Origin of the sequence: Enterobacter sp. MGH 24, assembly GCF_000493015.1 — a bacterium.
In the GTDB taxonomy this organism is placed as follows: Bacteria; Pseudomonadota; Gammaproteobacteria; order Enterobacterales; family Enterobacteriaceae; genus Enterobacter.
Window position 1 is genome coordinate 2881310 of record NZ_KI535657.1, and the last position, 19752, is coordinate 2901061.

Genomic DNA, 19752 nt, shown 5'->3' on the forward strand with positions numbered 1-19752 from the left:
AATGAATAGACCTGCGAGATCGCGGGCAACAATGCGGGATTCACCGTGGCTAGTGCCTGATGAAGCGTGCCGGGATAAAGGCAAAGGTCGGGGAGCGAAGCCCACGAGCTCGTAAAGATGTAGCCAGTATCGTGACACCAACAGGCTCCAGCGGCGGTTCAACCCGGAAGTACCGGATAAATGTTGGGTAACGGACATAGCTTATATCCGAACCCACGAAGGCTGGCCGTAGTTGTTGGACTGTTTTCACGCAAGGTAATCGGCTGGTAAATGCAACCCCGGATGACAAAAGAAATTGACCTATATGCGCTTCTGATGACCGCGTGGCGACGTAAACCCCTAAAGTACCTATGTTCATTGATGAAAAGCAGGTAACATTTGTAAAATGTTACAAGATGCCTAAATGGCCTTCAAACCCTGTTTCCGTTGCCCTGCAAAACTTGGTTAATAAGGGTTAACAGCTTGTGGACTGTTATGTGCATTAACAGCTTATAGACTGTTAAAGCATTAAGTTTTTTATTCATATTAATCAGTACGGATTGTCATCATGAGCACTCAATACTATTTGAAAACGTTGAATCAGTTACGCCCCGTTCTGGTTGGTTTCCGCAAAGCTAGGGGACTTACTCAAAAAGAGCTTTCTGGACGATTGGGTGTAACACAGCAAACTTATGCTCGTTTGGAAGCAAACCCAGCAACTGCAAGTTTTGAGCGCTTGTATAAAGTGTTTAGTCTGCTGGGGGTTGAGCTCGTACTTTCCTCAAGGGAACCATTAGCGGATTCAAAGCCCCAACTCATTTCAAAGCAGCAAGATACAGCGCTTCCTGCAAGGTGGGAGTCATGGTGACATCTGAATAGCCACAGATAATCTAGACACTTCCGAGCCGTTGATAATACTGGTTTTCATATTCTGTCGGTGACATCTGATCGCTAGAACCATGCCGACGCTTACTGTTATAAAACATTTCGATGTAATCAAAAATATCGCTGCGGGCTTCTTCCCGCGTTCCGTAGATCTTTTTCTTTATCCGTTCGCGTTTCAACAACTGGAAAAAGCTTTCTGCAACCGCATTATCATGGCAGTTACCGCGACGGCTCATGCTGCCCTCCAGACCGTGTGATTTCAGGAACGACTGCCACTCATGGCTTGTGTACTGACTGCCCTGATCCGAATGAACCAGCACCTGTTTTTGGGGATTACGCCGCCATACAGCCATCAGCAGTGCGTTCAGGACAATGTCCTTTGTCATCCGGGATTGCATGGACCAGCCGATAATTTTGCGTGAGAACAGATCAACAACCACGGCAAGATACAGCCAGCCTTCGTGGGTCCTGATGTAGGTTATGTCCGTTACCCAACGCTCATCCGGAGCATCCGGATTGAACTGTCGCTGGAGCCTGTTGGGCGACACGATACTGGCCTCGCCTTTACGTGCCCGCGGGCTCCGGTATCCGACCTGAGCCTTTATCCCGACACGTTTCATCAGTCGCCAGACTCTGTTCACTCCGCACTGTTGCCCGCTGTCCCGCAGATCCAGATGGATTTTGCGATAACCATAGACGCATCCCGATTCCAGCCAGAACTGTTTAATCTGTCATGTCAGTCTCAGGTCTGCCTGATGGCGTTGTGAATGCGGCTGCTGAAGCCAGGCGTAAAAACCACTGGGATGAACATCCAGCACCAGACAGAGCAGGCGAACAGGCCAGCAACAGGTGTTGTCACGGATAAAGGCGTACCTCAGTCGGACAGCTTTGCGAAGTACGCCGCGGCTTTTTTTAATATGTCCCGTTCGTCGGTAACCCGCTTCAGCTCTTTCTGGAGACGGCGGATCTCGGTCTGAGCAACTGACTGTTCTTTATTAGCGGAAGAATCCGGACCGTACTTCTTTATCCAGGCGTAAAGGCTGTGGGTGGTGATATCGAGACGTGTTGCAACGCTGGCAACAGAATAACCGCGATCGACAACCTGTTTGACTGCTTCAATTTTAAACTCTTCGGGATAACGCTTACCGCTCATGGGCACCTCTCTTTAAGCCATCTTAAATGACTCTGAGGTGTCTGTTAAACCTGTGGCGATTCAGTTTGAATGGAACGACTTTTTCTCGCCAGTTCTTTGAGACTAAAAATACAAGACGTAATAGCAGTGAATAAACATCTTGTCTGAACAACAGATTGCCATTTTCTTCACTGTTTTATTCAGACGTAAATTCATCTGGAGTTGAAGCGAAATTGTCTTTGGTGTCACTGACAGTTACCGGCATGGTTTCATTAAACCGGAACCCCTGTCTGGGTACGGTGATGATAAAATTTTCCTTACTGTCAGCGACTTTCCTGAAATCTTTGCGGGCCAGGAGAATATTCTAGTAGACAGTATTGGGGAGACGTCTTTATAAGACTCGCCCCAGCCAGCTTTAGATAGCTCTGCTAGGCTGACGATTCAGAATTTACGACTCGGTAATGCTGATCACACGATGCAACTGCAGAACCTCGAATGCTTAGAGGTATGTATCCTAGCTTAATGCTACATCTCGTGATTATTCCTATCACAGGGAATTAAAATTTTCATGCAATGGATTGCATGAGATGGTTTTAAAAGTGACAATTACATCCGTCCGGCCTATGTACATTGGCCTGGACGCTGCCACAGGGACGCTACCCTTTGGACACGAAAAGGATAGACAGGCTACTATTCACAGTTTCTTGGTGGATTATACTATACTAAACGTGGAGAAGTTATTTGATAAACAGGAATGATAATGATAGAGGTTTATTATGTTTTTCAATGACGAAAGTTTGTTCAGTTTCCTTTACAGGACTCAACTTGTTTATGGCTATCATAATTTCAGAAATCTAATTACTCTTGGCGGCTGGGTTGCATATAAAATAATTGCCAGGAAGGAGCTCTTGCCAGTTTACCATCGATTTAATGAATTTAAGTTATTTAATGTTGTAAATTCGAGTGAGCATCCACACACCACTTTTTCTTCCCCATATTCAAATTTGAGAGAGTTTAAAGAATTTACTGAGCATGGTACAGCTTATATTAATGGTCGGCCTGACAGAACAATCAGATTTTGCAATGTTTGTATTTTGGAAAGCAAAAAAAAGTATGGTGTGGGTTACCTTAAAAAAGATTGGGAGTTTTCTCGGTATTGTTTTAAACACAAACTGCCGTTGTCTGAAATCATTTCTTGTTCATATATAAAAACAGTTAAAGCTATGAGTGATATTATGCAGGGGGGGGTACCTGAAAATGATGTTCTTGTTATATCTCCCCTGGAGAAAATCAAATTGAAGGGAATAAAAAAACAGAAGATAACACCCTTATCCACTCTTTATATAAAACCGTGTGCTTCATTTTTAATGAAAGAATGGATTTATGCAAACAGAATTATATTAACTGAATTGCTTCAGAGAAAGCTATATGATCTCCAAAAGGACGTGCTATTGAAACAGCTCACACTGTACCCTGAATGGTACGTCTCAAAACTTTATCACAAAAGACACGATGAAAGCCTTGTTATTTTTAAAGATTATGTAGCACAGAATACATGTGTAATAAAAGAAAAGTATGGAGTATTACGAAAGGATAGTTTTGTTTTTCGGTGTTTAAAGGCAAAGATGATAAATTGTAAAGACTGCGCTGAAAAATTATCGCCGAGGGATTGTAAGTTGCAAAATAAATTTTAAATATTGTGAACCTTCAGTCGTTTAAATGTTAGTTTGGTTTAAGTAATTCTGATTAATTAATACCAAGATAACTTTAGGTATTTGGACTTACCCCACAACAGTAGACAAATTATGTCCTCACGACAAGATCTGCTCGATGGCCTCCGAACTTACGCTGCCGAGATGACTTTGGCGCCTGGCCCGGTTATAGAAGATTTTAAGTTAAAAGCGAACAGCAGGGGGTTGTTCCGTATGAGGGGTTATATCGCTGGTGTCAACTACCGATTTACGAACAATAAAATTGACCTGCTATTCTACAGGTCAATCCATCTTGAGGATTTTTGCTGTTTTGTCAGCACAGCGTGGGTTATTGCTTTCTCTCTATTACGTTAGCAGCGTTGGATGATTTACTTGTAGTTGGACGATCCTCCGTCTGCGTAACCAGACTCATGGCTGCCGGGGCTTTGTTGAATAAATCGAACTTTTGGCCGTAGTCAGGATCAGATCACTACACTCCCGATCTTGCAGCGATATCACATGGCAAAACAAAAGTTCAAAATCACCAACTGGAACCTATACAACAAAGCCCTCGTCAACCGGGGCTCACTGACATTCTGGTTTGATGAGTCGGCCATTCAGGCCTGGTATGACAAACCCAAAACCTCTTCACGTGGTCGTCCGCAACGTTATTCTGAGCTGGCTATTTCTACCGTTCTGATGCTCAAACGCATCTTTCGCCTCATGCTGCGCGCTGTGCAGGGATTCATTGATTCCATTTTTATCCTGATGAAGCTCCCGCTCCGTTGCCCGGATTATTCCTGCGTCAGCAGGCGGGCTAAGTCCGTCAGTATCCCTTTCAAAAGTCCTGCACGCGGCGAAATTGCCCATCTGGTTATCGACTCCACCGGATTAAAAGTCTTCGGTGAAGGGGAGTGGAAGGTGAAAAAACACGGTCAGGAAAAGCGCCGCGTCTGGCGAAAACTGCATCTGGCGTTGGACGCCGGTACGCATGAGGTTATCTGTGCTGACCTGTCCCTGAACAACGTGACTGATGCAGAGGCATTCCCGGGGCTTATCCGCCAGACACACCGGAAAATCAGGGTCGCTTCAGCCGACGGAGCTTATGACACCAGGCGGTGCCACGACGAACTGCGGCGGAAGAAAATCAGGGCGCTTATCCCGCCGCGAACCCGCGCAGGTTACTGGCCGGCTGAATATGCCGACAGAAATCAGGCGGTTGCCCGGCAACGGCTGACAGGAAGCAATGCGTACTGGAAATGACACACGGCTTACAACCGACGTTCGGTGGCTGAAACGGCAATGTACCGTGTCAAACAGCTGTTTGGTGGGCATCTTACGTTGCGGGATTATGATGCGCAGGTTGGGGAGGCGATGGCCATGATCCGCGCATTAAACAAAATAACGCGCGCAGGCATGCCAGAAAGCGTACGGATTGCCTGAGGAAGTCAGCGACAAGGGAAGCTTTTATCTAAATCCGATTTATTCAACAAAGCCGCAAATCATACATGGCGAGGCGTTATTTAATTAATTTTGCGCTCATGGTGGTATAATTACCCATGTGTGCTGAGGTAATTACATAATTTGTAACTCCTTTTTCTTTTGCTTTTGCTTTTGCTTTTGCTTTTGCTTTTTCTTTAATCATATTTTCAGCTGAGTCGATTGAATAGCCACATCCAGTAACTGTCTCTGCATTAACGGAGAAAGACATAATTAGAGATGAAAGCAGTATTGTCATAAGAGCGTTTTTCATAATTAATCCTCAATAGTTGGTGTAGGAGAACTATACTCCATTAACCTAACTCTATTAATCGCATTGAAGAATCATTATTGATAGCGATATGGAATTAATTGTAGGGGCAGCTGGCTTGATGAATGTATTAACTCATTAAATTTATTAATAAATGTTGTACAGGTAGGTTTGCTCGGTTTACAGGAAACAAACTAGTGGGATGCCAGACTGATAGTTGTTAAGTAACTTTTTGATTGTAGCGATCTTCATCTGCATCAGGACATTGGCATAGTAGTCACTGGCCAACTTCTGGGCTCTTACATTCTGGGTAAAAACTAACTTATACATGCTATTACATTATGTTTGTTTGACAAGCCTATAATGTAGAGTAAATTACACTCCTGCGTTTCTGACGTCCATCATCGGGTGGTTTGTTAAAGTTTTACCTAAGTAACGTCAGAAACGCATCTAATGATTTTTATAGGGCCACCCTGAAATTTTATCTACTTTCTGCTGATAGTTGAGGATTGCTATCCAGAGCATGCATTAATCTCCAGGAAAGCAAGCTGTACTTATCTTTCTTAAGGTAATAGAAAAAGGGGCAGTATAAGGCTGCCCATACACAGCCATGATTATCTACAAAAGATATCTCATACTTCTAGAGGTCATAACTAACAATTGAAGATACGTTTGCTATATTCCTACACCATACAGCATGAAAAGTTGTTACACCGTAGCGGTTGCTCCAAGGATCTCATAGCCCGGTAATGGAAAATGATTAATGAACGTTTCCAGTGCGGCTGTATCAGGAAGGGCGGTAAGTGCACCTTTTTTGGTAGTTGCGAGCGCTCCGGTGGCACTGGCCTGAGTGATTGCTAATTGAAGTTCTGGAAAATTCATTGGCAAACCTTTATTGGCGATGCTGGCAAGTAACCCAGCCATAAAAGCATCTCCAGCGCCTGTTGTGTCAATACTTTTAACATTAAATCCTCTGAAATGTATCACCATATCTTGCCATAATACCAATGAACCTCTCGCACCAAAGGTGACCACTTTTAATCTGGCAGGATGGGTTTTGAGTGCTTCTAACGCCTCTGTATAATCATGTGTACCCATTAACCAGTACCACTCTTCTTCAGAGAGTTTAAGGATATCGGCTTTTTCAGCGAATTGACTCACCGTCGCAAACATTTCTTCCTTATCACGCCACATTTGGTCTCGTAAATTAACATCAAAGCTGATAAGTCCACCGTGGTCAATGACTTCCTGGACTGCTTTAGTCAAAGTCGTGCGGCAATCTGCAGCAACCAGCGCAAGTGAACAAAAATGCAGGATATCATCACTAAAAGCTGGAAGGGCATCTTGTGTTAGAAATTGGTCGGCTGAAGGGTTCGTAAGAAATGTAAAACCACGTTCTCCCTGATCTTTAAGAGAAACCAGTACTGTACTTGTACGATGATATTTATCCATTTGGATACATTGTGTAGAAACTCCTGAATCTTCGAGAGTTTTTCTCAGGAAATGGCCAAAATCGTCATCCCCTACGCGACCTATAAAGCCGGTACGACATTTCAATTGTGCAGTACCTATCGCAACATTAAATGGCGCACCTCCTGCACAAGCACGAAATTGCATATCTGTAAGGGGTAGAAGATCAACAACAGCATCGCCAAGAGTCCAGATATTCATGATATTTCCTTAATAATAATTAACTTGTTTTTTTAAACGTGACCTGCGGTAAGGTCACTATTTTTACTAACGCTTCAGCGTGTTCAGGTGGCATGGATTATCCAGCGTACGGTTTAAAAGTTATAATCCAGCATCAGCTTATACTCAGTGGTAATGGCCTCACCGTTAGTGACCCAACTTCCGTTCTGTTTGATCAACGAACCAGTAACTTCTCCGGACACGGTAAAACGAGAGGTCAAAGGATAATTTGCCGATACCTTCAGGAAGCGATTGCGGGTATTCTGAAAGACTTCGCCATCCTCAGGTTGCGCATTGTATTTCTTATAATGACCATAACCGCCGCTGAGCGTTGTGGATAACTTCCCCCAGTTTCGCCAGACGCCGACTGACGTGGTCCAGCTTTTTTCGTCGATATCGCCCCACTGCGCCCTGTCTAAAATGGCAGATGCGAACTGCTGGCGGAACCAGACACCGGTGTTGTTATTAATAATGTATTGCACGCCCGGCTCAATCTGAAATGAACGCACGTCACGGTCGTTTTGCGACCCACCGCTGCGCCGGTGATCGATCTGCTGATACAGGTAGTTAAAGAATGAGAAATTATCCGTAACCCGAAGATCGGTAAAGAACTTAACGCGGCCTTGCCAGCGGTCTTCGATTGAGGCGCTTCCTCCCATCACATCCCAGCCATAGCGCAGACGCTTGTAAAAATATTCATGGCCGATGATCAACTGAGTCCACTGGTTTTGGCTGAGGTAAGACTGATCCTCCCACGTCCCGTTATAGTTAGTGGTTCTGCCCTCAGAGAAAGCCAGATACCAACCGGGTAACGCATCGTGCCGCATCACACCTTGTACAAACGTCAGCGAATCATTCCCGTTGTGGAAATGGCTGTTACGCCAGTTATTATCCTCAATGGCATATTTCATTTTCAGTTGGCCATGAACGCGGCCACCGGCAGGATTGGAGGAGCGGGCTGAGGTCCACATAACATCTTCATCAAGATATGACCACGGGTCCACGGCGATAACCTTTCCAGACGGATCCTTCATGATGCTCATGCTCGCATTCGCCAGCGCGGGTAACATAAGAGTAAAAATAACAGACAGGGCATGATAGTTTTTCATAATAATATCCCGTTAAATCATTTCTTTTATTTTCAACGTCGCGTGAAAATGGTCGTTTTGAGGCAGGCTAATACTCCACGGTTTCTCCTGCATGGAATACATCCGGGTACTGAATGCCACTTTGTTGTTTATATAAAAGACAGCAATTGAGTTTTGCATGAGAACGCGTAACTCAATTTTTTCCCCGATCGGAATGTCCACCCAGGATTCCGCGTTAGCCTGATGAATCGACGCTAGCGGCGCGTTGAAAAAATAGACTTTTCCTTTGCTCTTATTGAACACAACGTTCAGCATCGCATCACTGACTCTGTCGTCGGTCAGACCAAAGCTCATCACCATTCCGGCAGAAGGAACATCGATGGTAGCACTCAACTCACCGCGCTCAGGCAAGGCCGGGTACAGCGCCGACTGTAAGGGGCCGAACGACGTGTCCGTTTTGAGCGTCTTAGTGCTCGTCAAGGTGGTTTCCGGACCAGGATTCTCACTGATGACCTTCTGAAGCTCCTGGGGGAGGATGCTGTTGAGCTGGCCCTGGGCATCTGCGGTGAGCTCATGAGCAACCAGATTCCCTGCCCAATCAATGTTGCCGCTGTCACGGTTACCGGCTTTCGTCGGGATCCAGCCGAAAACAAACAGCCGATCGTTTTTGAGAACCAGTTTACCCGCGTAAAAACCTGAGCCGTCGACCACATAATTGTCCAGTTTCCGCCACGGCCCCTCCGGATTGTCCGCAACCCGGTATTGTGTCAGGCGTAACGGCCATTGGTCGCTAAAGCTGAGATACCAGCGTCCGTTGAAGTAAACCAGTGTCGGGCATTCGAGGTTGGCATTGCTGGTGATGGTGTCGTTATCAAAAAATACGCCGCGATCTTCCCAGTGCTTTAAATCCGTTGAACTGTATCGGGCAATAACCCCACGACCGTTACTGCGCGTAGTAATTAACATCCAGTATTCTTTCTTTTCCTCAACCCAAACGACGTGAGGGTCCCTGAAATCATTACCCCGATAGTTACCGCCGGGTAACAGGGTGTCCTGCGGGTGTTTCACCCAGTGAAGGCGGTCCTTACTGGTCGCGTGCATAACAGACTCAACCGGGAACACATTTTCATTGTGTGCGGTGTACCAGGCATGCCAGGTATCGCCGACTTTAATAATCGAACCGGTTCCCAATAACAGTTCAGGATCGTCAACGTCGTTAACGTAGGGGATCACTTCCGAATGGTTCTGATAATCATACAAGTTGGCACTCGACAAGAGATGAAAAGCATGTACCCCCAGATCGCTGCCGCCTCGGACATCATTAAGATAATAAATATCAAATTTGCCATCGTTAAAAACGGGCATAGGGTCGCCCACGAATGAACCTTCAACCCTCGGAAAAAAGCCATTAATATGGGTGATGCTTTTATTCTGTAATGTCTCTTTCGAAGGCTGTGACCAGGCAGGGTTATTGCCGAGCGAAAGCGCAAGCAGAGCGAAAGATGCCGCAACTATTAATTTTTTCATGCTACACCTGAATATCAGAAGTTATAATTCACGCCAACCACGGTAAACGGATTCCATGAGTGACCGGTTGATGTCCAAAGTCCGGTTTCTTTCGTAAATTGTGCCTTGAATTCACCATATAATCGCACCTCACCAAATACCGGATAACTCAGCGTTCCACCGATAAACTTATAACGGCCGTCATAGAAAACTTCGCTGGCATTGCTGGCGTTATCTATTTTGTCCTGGCCAAATCCAACATACAGGGAGGTTAATAATGGATACCAGTTTCGCCAGAGCCCGGCCGTGACTTTCCATTCTTCTTCTACAATGTCGCCCCAGCTCTGACGCTCCTGGCGGTTATGGTAATAATAGGGCCGCAAATAGAGTCCGAGATCCGGATTCACGCGGTATTGAATGGCTGGCTCAATTTCGAAAATGTACTGCTCCAGATCGCCATTCCCCGGTTCGTTCCCCTGAGGCTGATACTCGCCATACGCGTATCCGGCCAGGCTCCATTTGTTGGACAGTCGCAGGTCCTGCCAGACTTTGAACCGGTTTTTCCAGCGTTTAGTTGCCGTTTCGGAGCCGACCATGACTTCCGTACCGATATTACCCCGCCAGGTTTCGAAAATATGGCCCACAAAAAATTCATTGATGGTATTGGTGCCTTTATAGTCCTGATTACTGAACTGTCCTTTATAACTGTCTTCTCTGGCATTCCAGAAACCGAAATACCAGTTAGGCAATTCATCGTGCCTTAAAAAAGCCTGAATGGTGGCGAGTTTAAACTTGCCGCTGTTTTTCTTATTATTGCTCCAGCGAACATCGTCAATTTCTATCTGAGATCCAATGTTCCCATGCAAGCCACCCACTTCCATGTTACGACCAATACTGTTCCAGTGAACCGGCGGATCTTCCTGCCTTAAACGCAACAGACTGACATCTTCAGGGTTATCCCCTTTAGGACGTTTTTCTACTGCAGTTTTCTTATTCTCCATTGGTGCCGATAACGTCACTGGCTTTGACGAGGTCGTGAGTTCAGGTTTTTGACCTGCAGCAACCGGAGAAGATGAAGCGCTAAGGGATGATTTTTCATTGCCTTGATTGGCTAATGAAACACTCGTACCGTTGGTGTCTGATTCATCCTGAAAATAGCTTTGATAGTTTCCTGTAACGTCTTCAGCAATGGCAGGAAATGCTGCTAATGTCACCATTAATGCCAGCATCTGTTTTCCTGGAACAAATATATTTTTATCTTTCGAGGTAATGCAATTTTGAGGTATTACGCTTTCATCCATTTTGCTCTCTCATTATTCCAGACAATAACATGCCAGCCAGAGACTGGCAGAAATAAAAACTCACCCTGCAAGAAACCGGTCGGAACGGAGAATTATTTATCTAAAGACCAGTATCCCGCATCGTATAATGAGGCCTTCCCCAGATTTGCAAACAATGAAATATCACGCTCGCCCGGCTGCGGATAAATACGACTGCTTAAGCAAGCGTCACCATCGTTAACAAAAACTTCCACCGATGAGCGGTCAATAAAAATTCGCAGTGACAGAACGCTGTCTGCTGGAAGCGGAATACTGCGAGTGCCTTCCAGCGAATATTCCGGATAGCGGCGCTCCACCACCAGACGCCCAGCCTGATCATCGACGTAAATTCTCAACCCGTCGCCCAACGCGATACCAAACTGTTCAGCCGTCGATGCGCTCAAATCCCATGCCAACTGAACTTCGACCGCGTCGGCATTTGCCGCGACAAGGACGTTCTGATTGTTCAGACAGCGGACGGGCGTGGGATAATAGCTGCCACGCAGCGCGGTCACTTCGGCAGCAGGTTTCATTCTCACACGACCATCGACAAGGCTTAATTCGCGAGGAAGCGAGAGCATTCCGGCCCAGCCATCCTGCTGTTCGGGCATCGATGATTCCCACATATCCAGCCACCCGATGACAATGCGTCGGCCATCCGGGGTCAGGAAACTCTGCGGGGCATAAAAGTCGTGGCCGTGGTCCAGCTCAGTAAATTGTCCGCTGTGGGTGAACGGTTGACCTGGCTGCCAGTCCCCAAGTAAATAGCCGCTCTGGAACAGGTTGCGATAGTGATACCCTTCCGCCGCCATGCCCTGCGGCGAGAACATCAGGACACGCTTCTCTCCCAGGGGGAAGAAATCCGGGCATTCCCACATAAAGCCCTTGCCTTCATCAGCCTCGGCGAAAATACCTTCGTCATGCCATTCGCGGAGATCGGTGGAACGGTACAGGCGCACCTGACCGGTATTTTCCACGCGGGAACCGACAACCATGTACCAGAACTCACCTTCGCGCCACACCTTCGGATCGCGAAAGTGATGCAGTCCGGGCGGTGTATCAATCACCTTGCCGTGCCGTTCAAAATGGATTCCGTCACGACTGGTCGCCAGACACTGCACCTGGTAGAGGTTGTCGTCAGTGTCCGACGGGCCGTGAAATTTATGTCCGGTATAGATGAGCGCCAGCGTATCGCCGTCCACCACGGCGGAACCTGAGAAACAGCCGTCTTTGTCCGCCGGGCCTTCCGGCGCTAGCGCGACGGGCAAATGTTCCCAATGCACCAGATCTTTGCTTCGGGCGTGCCCCCAGTGCATCGGACCCCATTTCGGGGAGTAGGGATGGTGTTGATAAAAGGCGTGATACCAGCCGTCAAACCATACCAGGCCATTAGGATCATTCATCCAGCCTGCGCGAGGGGCGAGGTGATAGCGCGGATACCAGCGCGGATTAATCCCGGATTGTGCTTTTTCAAGCACCTGTTCAACCTGTTCTAATAAGGATGTCATCGTCTTTACTCTCAGTACATTACACAGCTTTTTGCTGCAGAAAAGATGGCTCAGATGAGGATTTAGTTGAGCGCAAAAGGAAAATGGAAATAAACGTGGTGCTGAACACCATGATGCCCATGATCAGATAGGATTGGGCGAAGCCAAATCTCTCATAGCTAAAGCCTGCCAGCGGGGACAATACGGTACCAATGACGGAGCTGGTGCAGGCAAATCCCACCAGATAAATGGTGGAGGAGAGACGTTTGTCGAAATTCAGACTGTTGTATTTAAATATGGCGACTAACAATATTGGCAGTTCGACCGCGTGAAGCAGTTTGGTAATGGAGATAAGCAGGGGGCCTTCCACCAGCCCTGAAGCAATCATGCGCAGCGCCATCACCATTCCTGCGAATATCAGACCATTTTTAGCACCAATGCGATTAACCAGCCACGGCGCACAAAACATACCTGCGGCCTCGAGAAAGACCTGGAAAGAGTTTAAATAGCCAAACATCTCGTTCCCTTCGCGTAATGTCGGGAACTGTGATGAGAAATAGACCGGGAATTGCTGATCGTATACGCCGTAAATGCAGGTTCCGACCACGAAGAATATCAGTGCCCAGAAGCGCGGCAGAGTAAGCAGACGCAGGGCGTCTTCCAGAGAAACTTTTTTAGCGCCAATTTCGAGTTTCTCCATGCTTGCCGGCGCGGCCACCTTTAATCGGGCCAGGAGGCAGAAGAAGATTAACCCTGAGCATGAAGCCACCAGGAAGTTAAGGTCAGGGTTGATATTAAACAGTAACCCGGCAAAAAACGTGGCAACCGCCCAGCCCAGAGACCCCCACATGCGTGCCCGCCCAAACTCAAAGGTACTCTGACGCGCGACGCGCTCGGTATAGGACTCCAGAACGCCGATACCCCCATTAAACGTCAGCCCGATAAATAAGCCCCCGAATACGCTGCCCAGCAGAATATTAACGCTCAGCAAATAACTAAAAAGCAGATAAGCCGGGCCGGAGAGGATCAACAACGCGGTGATTAACCATAACAAATGTTTGCGCAGACCAAGTCGGTCCTGAATAAAGCCATAACAGACCTGCGCGAAGAGCGCGGAGACGGATAATACTGAAAAAATAATGCCGGTTTCCGATGCTTTTAGCCCCACTTCCTGGTGAAGCCAGATTGAGAGCAGTGAACTTGATGAGGACCAGGTCACAAAGAAAAAGAACAGCAGAGCGCTGAGCAGCATGTAACTTCGAGTAGGCCGTTTTTTCATCTACGTAATCTCGTAAGAAGGATATGCTAATATGGTAACGTTATCATTTTGGGGGGACACCCGATTTTGATTTGTTTGTCGATGTTAATCACAAAAGTTAACGTTAACATTGAAATGTTGAGATCTAGCTCAAATTTATCAGAGTGGTCTGCATAACCCTGGGTGTCCATGCCTAGAATAGGGCATTCGCATTTGCTCACAACACCTTACCGGGTGTATGCATTCAGATAATGGAAAACTATGGCGTCTTTAAAGGATGTGGCCAAACTGGCCAATGTATCGCTCATGACGGTTTCACGGGTGCTGAATGACCCGAAACGCGTAAAGCCTGAGACTCTGGCTCGGGTGCAGGAGGCGATCATGCAGTTAAATTATGTGCCAGACCTTTCTGCCCAGCAGATTCGTCGTGTTGGCACCCGGAACAAAACGATTGGTGTGCTTGCGCTGGATACCGTCACCACTCCTTTTTCAGTAGAAATCACGCTGTCTATTGAAGAAACCGCGCGGGCGTATGGCTGGAACAGCTTTGTGGTGAATATGTTTACCGATGATAATCCTGACGATATTGTCGACCTGCTGCTCGCCCATCGACCCGGGGGGATCATTTTTACTACCATGGGGCTGCGTGAAGTCAGTATTCCTCCCCGGTTACTGGAGCTTCCTTGCGTTCTGGCCAACTGCGAGAACAAGGGAGAGCCGGTTGCCAGCTATATACCTGACGATGAACATGGCCAGTATACGGCCGTACAGGCACTGCTGGCAGCAGGATACAGCCGCCCTCTATGCCTGCATTTACCCGTCAACCATCTGGCGACGCGTCGTCGTCGTCGTGGGCTTGATCGCGCCTGCAGGGAAGCCAGTATCGATCCTGATACGCTTGAGCACTGCTATATGCAATTCGGCGATGAGCACTACCGAGATATTCCGGAGATGTTGCTGGCGCATATCGAACAGGGGAAACCGCGATTTGATTCGGTCATCTGTGGTAACGATCGTATTGCATTTATGGTGTATCAAACATTGTTAACGCAGGGTATCAGAATCCCACAGGATATTGCCGTTCTTGGCTATGACAATCTTGTAGGCATTGGAAACTTATTTTTACCCCCATTATCCACGGTCCAGCTACCGCATTATGAAATTGGGCGCTTAAGTACACTGCACATTATCAATGGTGACACCCACCGGGATAAAGTGATAGTTGAGAGTCCCTGGCTTCCCCGCGAGTCAATCTAGTTGTATTTGATTTGGCCAAATACCTTACGGATGTGTTGCCTTACCTGCGAGGATGACTTCACTAAGGTGTTTATAACGATCACTGTTGCCTTTGTGATTTGATGCATTCAGAATTCACGTATTCTGGACAGCGTGGCGCTGATTCGCGGTTATCATAAAGTAACTGTTGGTTAAGCATCTTAGTACAGAGTTAGCGTACACGCTTAAGTTGAGCAGCCCCGTTGATTAATGCGGCGCTATATTCGTAATGCATCTATCCGAGGGTGATGATGAGTGTAACGCTCAGCTCCGCGCTCAAAGCGGACCTTCAGTTCAGTTCGTTTTGACCTGCTCCCTGAGAATTCACACAGAAGGTTGTTAGCAATGTCCGTTGATCGCTCAAAGCGGCCTTATCAAATGGATTCGTGACAGGATTGGTTTGCAGCAAGAAGAAGACGTTTGGGCATCTGGTCTGCATGAACGGCTGGTCTCTGAACGGAATGTTCGCTCATAGGGCTGTCGCCTTTGAAATGCAGCGTGAACCACTCATGGCCCGCCATTGAATATCGCTGATTTGAAAGCAACTTTATCAGGTTCGATCTGGCGGAATAAAGCGTTAGGAGACGTTATGACGATTGACTATGTACAAGCCTGGTACAGCGGCAGCCGAACAATGCTGCGAGTGTAATCGAAAAATCCCCCCTCGTTTCTTCATTACTGTGCCATCATCCACGCCTGTTGTGTGTTGGTTATCGTGCGGTTAACTTGCCAAGAAAAGCGATATGTAATTCTCGTTTCAGGTGGCATGAACCGTGTAAAAATAACTTTTGCTGAATGAGAGTTACCGCGAGTCTGCGCTGAGGTCAAAGAAGCTCTGATAAACACTCTCAGTAAGACAGTGATTATCCCTCCGATTCGTCATAAACAAGGAAAGCACCATGTTCGGATTCTTTAAAAAGAAAAAAACTGACGTTGAGCCCAGGCAAGGCCCCCGTCTTACGGCAAACCAGTTTATCGCATTGACGCTGAATGATGAAAAGCTGTCTATGCCCGTGTACCTGCCGGGGATCCGCAGTGAGGCCGAATGTGACGATCTGGGGTTATGGCCACTCATCTACATCTGGAATGTGGATCGTGCCGCTTGCACCTTCAGCCTGTCTGTTAATGGTAAGGCCATTGCCCACCTCCTGGAGCCTTTCGTGCCCCGTGAAGACCCTGCGTATGTTGAAATTCGTGATGAGGCGATGAAGGTTATCTCCGAGGCTTCAACGCAGTCTGTGCTGGCGATGGTAGAAAAAACGGGTCTCATGCCCGATGTTTTGTTCGCGTATAACGCTGAGGATGCACAGCAGGAGCATGGTTGACATTCGGGGAGTGTCTGAGATTACGCCAGGGATCCTGTTAGTCACTCCTGTCATCGCAACGCTAATTTCTCGTCAAGAAATGCTTCAGGTTGCCGAAATATACATTAAGCGTTATTCATGAACATAACCAAAAGGATGGATCCGCATGAAGAAACTCCTGCTTCTTGTTCCGCTCGTGTTTGCTGCTCCGGTACTGGCTTCTGAAGTGACGGTGGGGCAGGTTTGCAAGGCTGCTTCTGCGGCTATGTTCGGCCATTATCTCAAAATCATGCGGCTGGATAAAGTCGAGTCAGGTATTGCTTACGTACATTATATCCGACAGAACGATGGAACCCGCTGGGCCATCAAGTGCAAACTTATCGGCAATCAAGTGATGTGGGCATCTGACAATCCTGACAGCACCGGTCGCTGGCGGGATGATCCTGCAGACAGCACGGTCAGATATGCTGTTGAGGATAAAAAAATCATTATTACTGAGGCCTACAGCGACGGTTCCAGCAGCTCCAATTCTTATCCGTTGAAGCAACTACAGTGACTACACACAAGCTTCTAATTATAGCCTGTGAGCGACTGGTCCCTTCAGGGCGCATTTAACTATGCGGATGAGACCTTTGACGTGTGCCAAGAGCGGACTTTACCAACGCCGCTGATGTATTAATCCATGAAGAGCAGGTCATATTTTTAATATAAATTGACTGGTGCGCTAATTATTACAGGAACATTACCGATACATATTACCGCTTCCATTGCTTTTTTAAGCGCGTGTACATTTGTACGACTGGTGGCTGTGCCGGTGACCTTTTCCGAAACTGTCGTGGATGCTGCTGGGACAAAAGGTTCTTTGAAAGGGACGTTACTCACTCCAACTTCAAAACCAACCGCCGTTGTTCTTATCGTACCAGGGGCTTTGTTGAATAAATCGAACTTTTGGCCGTAGTCAGGATCAGATCACTACACTCCCGATCTTGCAGCGATATCACATGGCAAAACAAAAGTTCAAAATCACCAACTGGAACCTATACAACAAAGCCCTCGTCAACCGGGGCTCACTGACATTCTGGTTTGATGAGTCGGCCATTCAGGCCTGCTATGACAAACCCAAAACCTCTTCACGTGGTCGTCCGCAACATTATTCTGAGCTGGCTATTTCTACCGTTCTGATGCTCAAACGCATCTTTCGCCTCATGCTGCGCGCTGTGCAGGGATTCATTGATTCCATTTTTATCCTGATGAAGCTCCCGCTCCGTTGCCCGGATTATTCCTGCGTCAGCAGGCGGGCTAAGTCCGTCAGTATCCCTTTCAAAAGTCCTGCACGCGGCGAAATTGCCCATCTGGTTATCGACTCCACCGGATTAAAAGTCTTCGGTGAAGGGGAGTGGAAGGTGAAAAAACACGGTCAGGAAAAGCGCCGCGTCTGGCGAAAACTGCATCTGGCGTTGGACGCCGGTACGCATGAGGTTATCTGTGCTGACCTGTCCCTGAACAACGTGACTGATGCAGAGGCATTCCCGGGGCTTATCCGCCAGACACACCGGAAAATCAGGGTCGCTTCAGCCGACGGAGCTTATGACACCAGGCGGTGCCACGACGAACTGCGGCGGAAGAAAATCAGGGCGCTTATCCCGCCGCGAACCCGCGCAGGTTACTGGCCGGCTGAATATGCCGACAGAAATCAGGCGGTTGCCCGGCAACGGCTGACAGGAAGCAATGCGTACTGGAAATGACACACGGCTTACAACCGACGTTCGGTGGCTGAAACGGCAATGTACCGTGTCAAACAGCTGTTTGGTGGGCATCTTACGTTGCGGGATTATGATGCGCAGGTTGGGGAGGCGATGGCCATGATCCGCGCATTAAACAAAATAACGCGCGCAGGCATGCCAGAAAGCGTACGGATTGCCTGAGGAAGTCAGCGACAAGGGAAGCTTTTATCTAAATCCGATTTATTCAACAAAGCCCAATAAAATGCTAATCTTAAGGATTTTGGTGTGTTTCTTTCTCAAACCATAAAAAATGCCAGAGAAAAATATGACGTGTCTAGTGATGATGACTTCAGATTTAAAGTGATGAAATCAAAAAACATAAACTGTCTGAATTGTTGATCTTGTAACTTAAGTGAAATTGCAGAGTGCGACATAAAATATAGTATACGATAAGCATTTAAAACCAGGGGGGATTCTTGTTGGGTATTTTATGGTATGGTCGGTGTCCAAATTTTAATGTTAATTAGGCGTGCGCGGTTATGAATGATGTCTAGATTTTTTCTGCTCTTGTTTTTACTATGTGTCGAAAGTTAAATAATTTATATTTTAAAGGGGTGATGGTTTTCTTGGTTGTGGAATATATTATGTTTGAGTTCTCAGGTCGGCGATGAATTTTGTTGAAGGCCAAAGTCTAACCATCAGGTAATTTAACTCCATTACGGGCTTGTGTATTTCATTGTTTGTGTTTTCTTTATTCATTTTGTTTGAGGGGATGTGCTCTCTACTAGCATTTTGTCTTATGCTGTGCATGCGCTGTAAATAAAATAAGAGAAGTAATTTTTGTGCTGGGAAAATATTTTCAAAATGAGAAATGATGTAATAAAGGAAGTGTGATTTGTCAGAGATAACAGGGTCAGAATTTTCCTCCCACAAATGCCTAATCAGGTCATTCAAAGACAGGAAGAGTTTTTCGTTGCCGCTGTGCTTCATGTTCTTCAAATCAGTTCTGGTCGAGGTAAAACCGGAAAAGTAATTATCTGATATTTCTTCACCATGCGCCAGGTGAGTCAATATCTGGTTGGCAAAGACTGCAAAATCATTTTCTATGTTCTTACTGAGGATCATGGTATTGAAATTGTCGGGGTAAAATTCAACAGCAATGTGAGGACTGGGTGGAACCAGCTTGGGCATTAACCGGCAACAGTGGCGGTTACAGATGCTCACTCCCGGGATCTGATGTTCACAATGCCAGTAAGGGACACCATATCCCATTGCATCTTCCCTTGCGCATACAGGGCAAAAATGAAGTTGCATCCTTTGGGATGAGTGGTTGCCTGTAAGCTGATAAAACCATAGCAAACGCGCCGGAGGGCCCGTCAGTTGCCGAAGTGCTTTTGCATAACCGGGCATTGACCATACCCATAGAGGGAACAGGGTTTGTTCCGCCCAGAGAAGCTCAGCGTTTTCGTGACTAGTCTGAGCAATCTCTGTCAGATGTTGTGTCAGGAAAGGATGAAACGAGGACCGGGCTTCCAGGCCGAGGCTCCTTGAAAATTTCTGCACCGGCAGTCCACTTACTGACAAGCTTCTACAAAGCCGACTAAAGAGGATTTCTCCCGGGAATGCCTTTAACAACATATACCACCACGCCTTCCTATGTAATAC

General features: G+C 46.9%; 13 protein-coding genes and 4 pseudogenes. 8 read left to right on the forward strand and 9 right to left on the reverse strand.

Features of this window, described 5'->3' with window-relative positions; all coding sequences use genetic code 11:
- Positions 1–8 precede the first annotated feature (8 nt).
- Both L370_RS23710 and L370_RS22835 read left to right on the forward strand, forming a co-directional pair.
- Positions 9–339: pseudogene (locus L370_RS23710) on the forward strand (IS3 family transposase); the annotation flags it as partial.
- A gap of 208 nt (positions 340–547) precedes the next feature.
- A complete protein-coding gene (locus L370_RS22835; RefSeq protein WP_071787448.1) occupies positions 548–847 on the forward strand; it encodes a helix-turn-helix transcriptional regulator in 300 nt (99 codons plus the stop codon).
- Between the two features lie 22 nt (positions 848–869).
- Here L370_RS22835 and L370_RS23240 read toward each other — a convergent pair.
- Positions 870–2017, reverse strand: a pseudogene (locus tag L370_RS23240) (IS3 family transposase).
- A 755-nt stretch (positions 2018–2772) separates the two neighbouring features.
- Between L370_RS23240 and L370_RS08330 the strand changes: the two are divergent.
- Complete coding sequence (locus tag L370_RS08330) at positions 2773–3690, forward strand: TniQ family protein (RefSeq protein WP_023335010.1); 918 nt, start codon at positions 2773–2775, stop codon at positions 3688–3690.
- A 516-nt stretch (positions 3691–4206) separates the two neighbouring features.
- Positions 4207–5130: pseudogene (locus L370_RS08325) on the forward strand (IS5 family transposase).
- A gap of 76 nt (positions 5131–5206) precedes the next feature.
- On the opposite strand, the gene L370_RS23435 reads toward L370_RS08325, so the two are convergent.
- From L370_RS23435 to L370_RS08295, 7 genes are all read right to left on the reverse strand, one after another.
- Complete coding sequence (locus L370_RS23435) at positions 5207–5440, reverse strand: hypothetical protein (protein WP_023335012.1); 234 nt, start codon at positions 5438–5440, stop codon at positions 5207–5209.
- 705 nt (positions 5441–6145) lie between these two features.
- Complete coding sequence (locus L370_RS08320; protein ID WP_001028756.1) at positions 6146–7108, reverse strand: aminoimidazole riboside kinase; 963 nt, start codon at positions 7106–7108, stop codon at positions 6146–6148.
- Between the two features lie 113 nt (positions 7109–7221).
- Positions 7222–8235 (reverse strand): OmpG porin family protein, encoded by a 1014-nt coding sequence (locus L370_RS08315; protein ID WP_000800716.1) that lies wholly within the window; start codon positions 8233–8235, stop codon positions 7222–7224.
- A gap of 12 nt (positions 8236–8247) precedes the next feature.
- A complete protein-coding gene (locus L370_RS08310; RefSeq protein ID WP_021514816.1) occupies positions 8248–9741 on the reverse strand; it encodes a glycoside hydrolase family 32 protein in 1494 nt (497 codons plus the stop codon).
- A 14-nt stretch (positions 9742–9755) separates the two neighbouring features.
- Positions 9756–11021 (reverse strand): OmpG porin family protein, encoded by a 1266-nt coding sequence (locus tag L370_RS08305; protein WP_024127736.1) that lies wholly within the window; start codon positions 11019–11021, stop codon positions 9756–9758.
- A gap of 92 nt (positions 11022–11113) precedes the next feature.
- Entirely contained in the window at positions 11114–12547 is a 1434-nt protein-coding gene (locus L370_RS08300) for a glycoside hydrolase family 32 protein (protein ID WP_023335014.1), read from the reverse strand.
- 19 nt (positions 12548–12566) lie between these two features.
- Positions 12567–13805, reverse strand: coding sequence for an MFS transporter (locus tag L370_RS08295; RefSeq protein WP_023335015.1), 1239 nt, complete (start codon positions 13803–13805; stop codon positions 12567–12569).
- Positions 13806–14045: 240 nt separating this feature from the next.
- On the opposite strand from L370_RS08295, the gene L370_RS08290 reads away from it, so the two are divergent.
- The 4 genes and pseudogenes from L370_RS08290 (at position 14046) to L370_RS08275 (ending at position 18288) form a co-directional block, all read left to right on the forward strand.
- A complete protein-coding gene (locus tag L370_RS08290) occupies positions 14046–15041 on the forward strand; it encodes a LacI family DNA-binding transcriptional regulator (protein WP_021514818.1) in 996 nt (331 codons plus the stop codon).
- A gap of 917 nt (positions 15042–15958) precedes the next feature.
- The gene (locus tag L370_RS08285) at positions 15959–16384 is read left to right on the forward strand and encodes a hypothetical protein (protein WP_023335016.1); all 426 of its coding nucleotides are present in this window, start codon (positions 15959–15961) and stop codon (positions 16382–16384) included.
- Between the two features lie 145 nt (positions 16385–16529).
- On the forward strand, positions 16530–16919 hold the full coding sequence (locus tag L370_RS08280) for a hypothetical protein (RefSeq protein ID WP_023335017.1): 390 nt from the start codon (positions 16530–16532) through the stop codon (positions 16917–16919).
- A 445-nt stretch (positions 16920–17364) separates the two neighbouring features.
- Positions 17365–18288: pseudogene (locus L370_RS08275) on the forward strand (IS5 family transposase).
- Positions 18289–18729: 441 nt separating this feature from the next.
- On the opposite strand, the gene L370_RS22865 reads toward L370_RS08275, so the two are convergent.
- A complete protein-coding gene (locus tag L370_RS22865) occupies positions 18730–19725 on the reverse strand; it encodes a TniQ family protein (RefSeq protein WP_023335019.1) in 996 nt (331 codons plus the stop codon).
- Positions 19726–19752: the final 27 nt, after the last annotated feature.

Bases quoted from the DNA above. Each gene is read 5' to 3' on its own strand.
- L370_RS22835 (WP_071787448.1), top strand. From the start codon at position 548: ATGAGCACTCAATACTATTTGAAAACGTTGAATCAGTTACGCCCCGTT.
- L370_RS08330 (WP_023335010.1), top strand. From the start codon at position 2,773: ATGTTTTTCAATGACGAAAGTTTGTTCAGTTTCCTTTACAGGACTCAA.
- L370_RS23435 (WP_023335012.1), bottom strand. From the start codon at position 5,440: ATGAAAAACGCTCTTATGACAATACTGCTTTCATCTCTAATTATGTCT.
- L370_RS08320 (WP_001028756.1), bottom strand. From the start codon at position 7,108: ATGAATATCTGGACTCTTGGCGATGCTGTTGTTGATCTTCTACCCCTT.
- L370_RS08315 (WP_000800716.1), bottom strand. From the start codon at position 8,235: ATGAAAAACTATCATGCCCTGTCTGTTATTTTTACTCTTATGTTACCC.
- L370_RS08310 (WP_021514816.1), bottom strand. From the start codon at position 9,741: ATGAAAAAATTAATAGTTGCGGCATCTTTCGCTCTGCTTGCGCTTTCG.
- L370_RS08305 (WP_024127736.1), bottom strand. From the start codon at position 11,021: ATGGATGAAAGCGTAATACCTCAAAATTGCATTACCTCGAAAGATAAA.
- L370_RS08300 (WP_023335014.1), bottom strand. From the start codon at position 12,547: ATGACATCCTTATTAGAACAGGTTGAACAGGTGCTTGAAAAAGCACAA.
- L370_RS08295 (WP_023335015.1), bottom strand. From the start codon at position 13,805: ATGAAAAAACGGCCTACTCGAAGTTACATGCTGCTCAGCGCTCTGCTG.
- L370_RS08290 (WP_021514818.1), top strand. From the start codon at position 14,046: ATGGCGTCTTTAAAGGATGTGGCCAAACTGGCCAATGTATCGCTCATG.
- L370_RS08285 (WP_023335016.1), top strand. From the start codon at position 15,959: ATGTTCGGATTCTTTAAAAAGAAAAAAACTGACGTTGAGCCCAGGCAA.
- L370_RS08280 (WP_023335017.1), top strand. From the start codon at position 16,530: ATGAAGAAACTCCTGCTTCTTGTTCCGCTCGTGTTTGCTGCTCCGGTA.
- L370_RS22865 (WP_023335019.1), bottom strand. From the start codon at position 19,725: ATGTTGTTAAAGGCATTCCCGGGAGAAATCCTCTTTAGTCGGCTTTGT.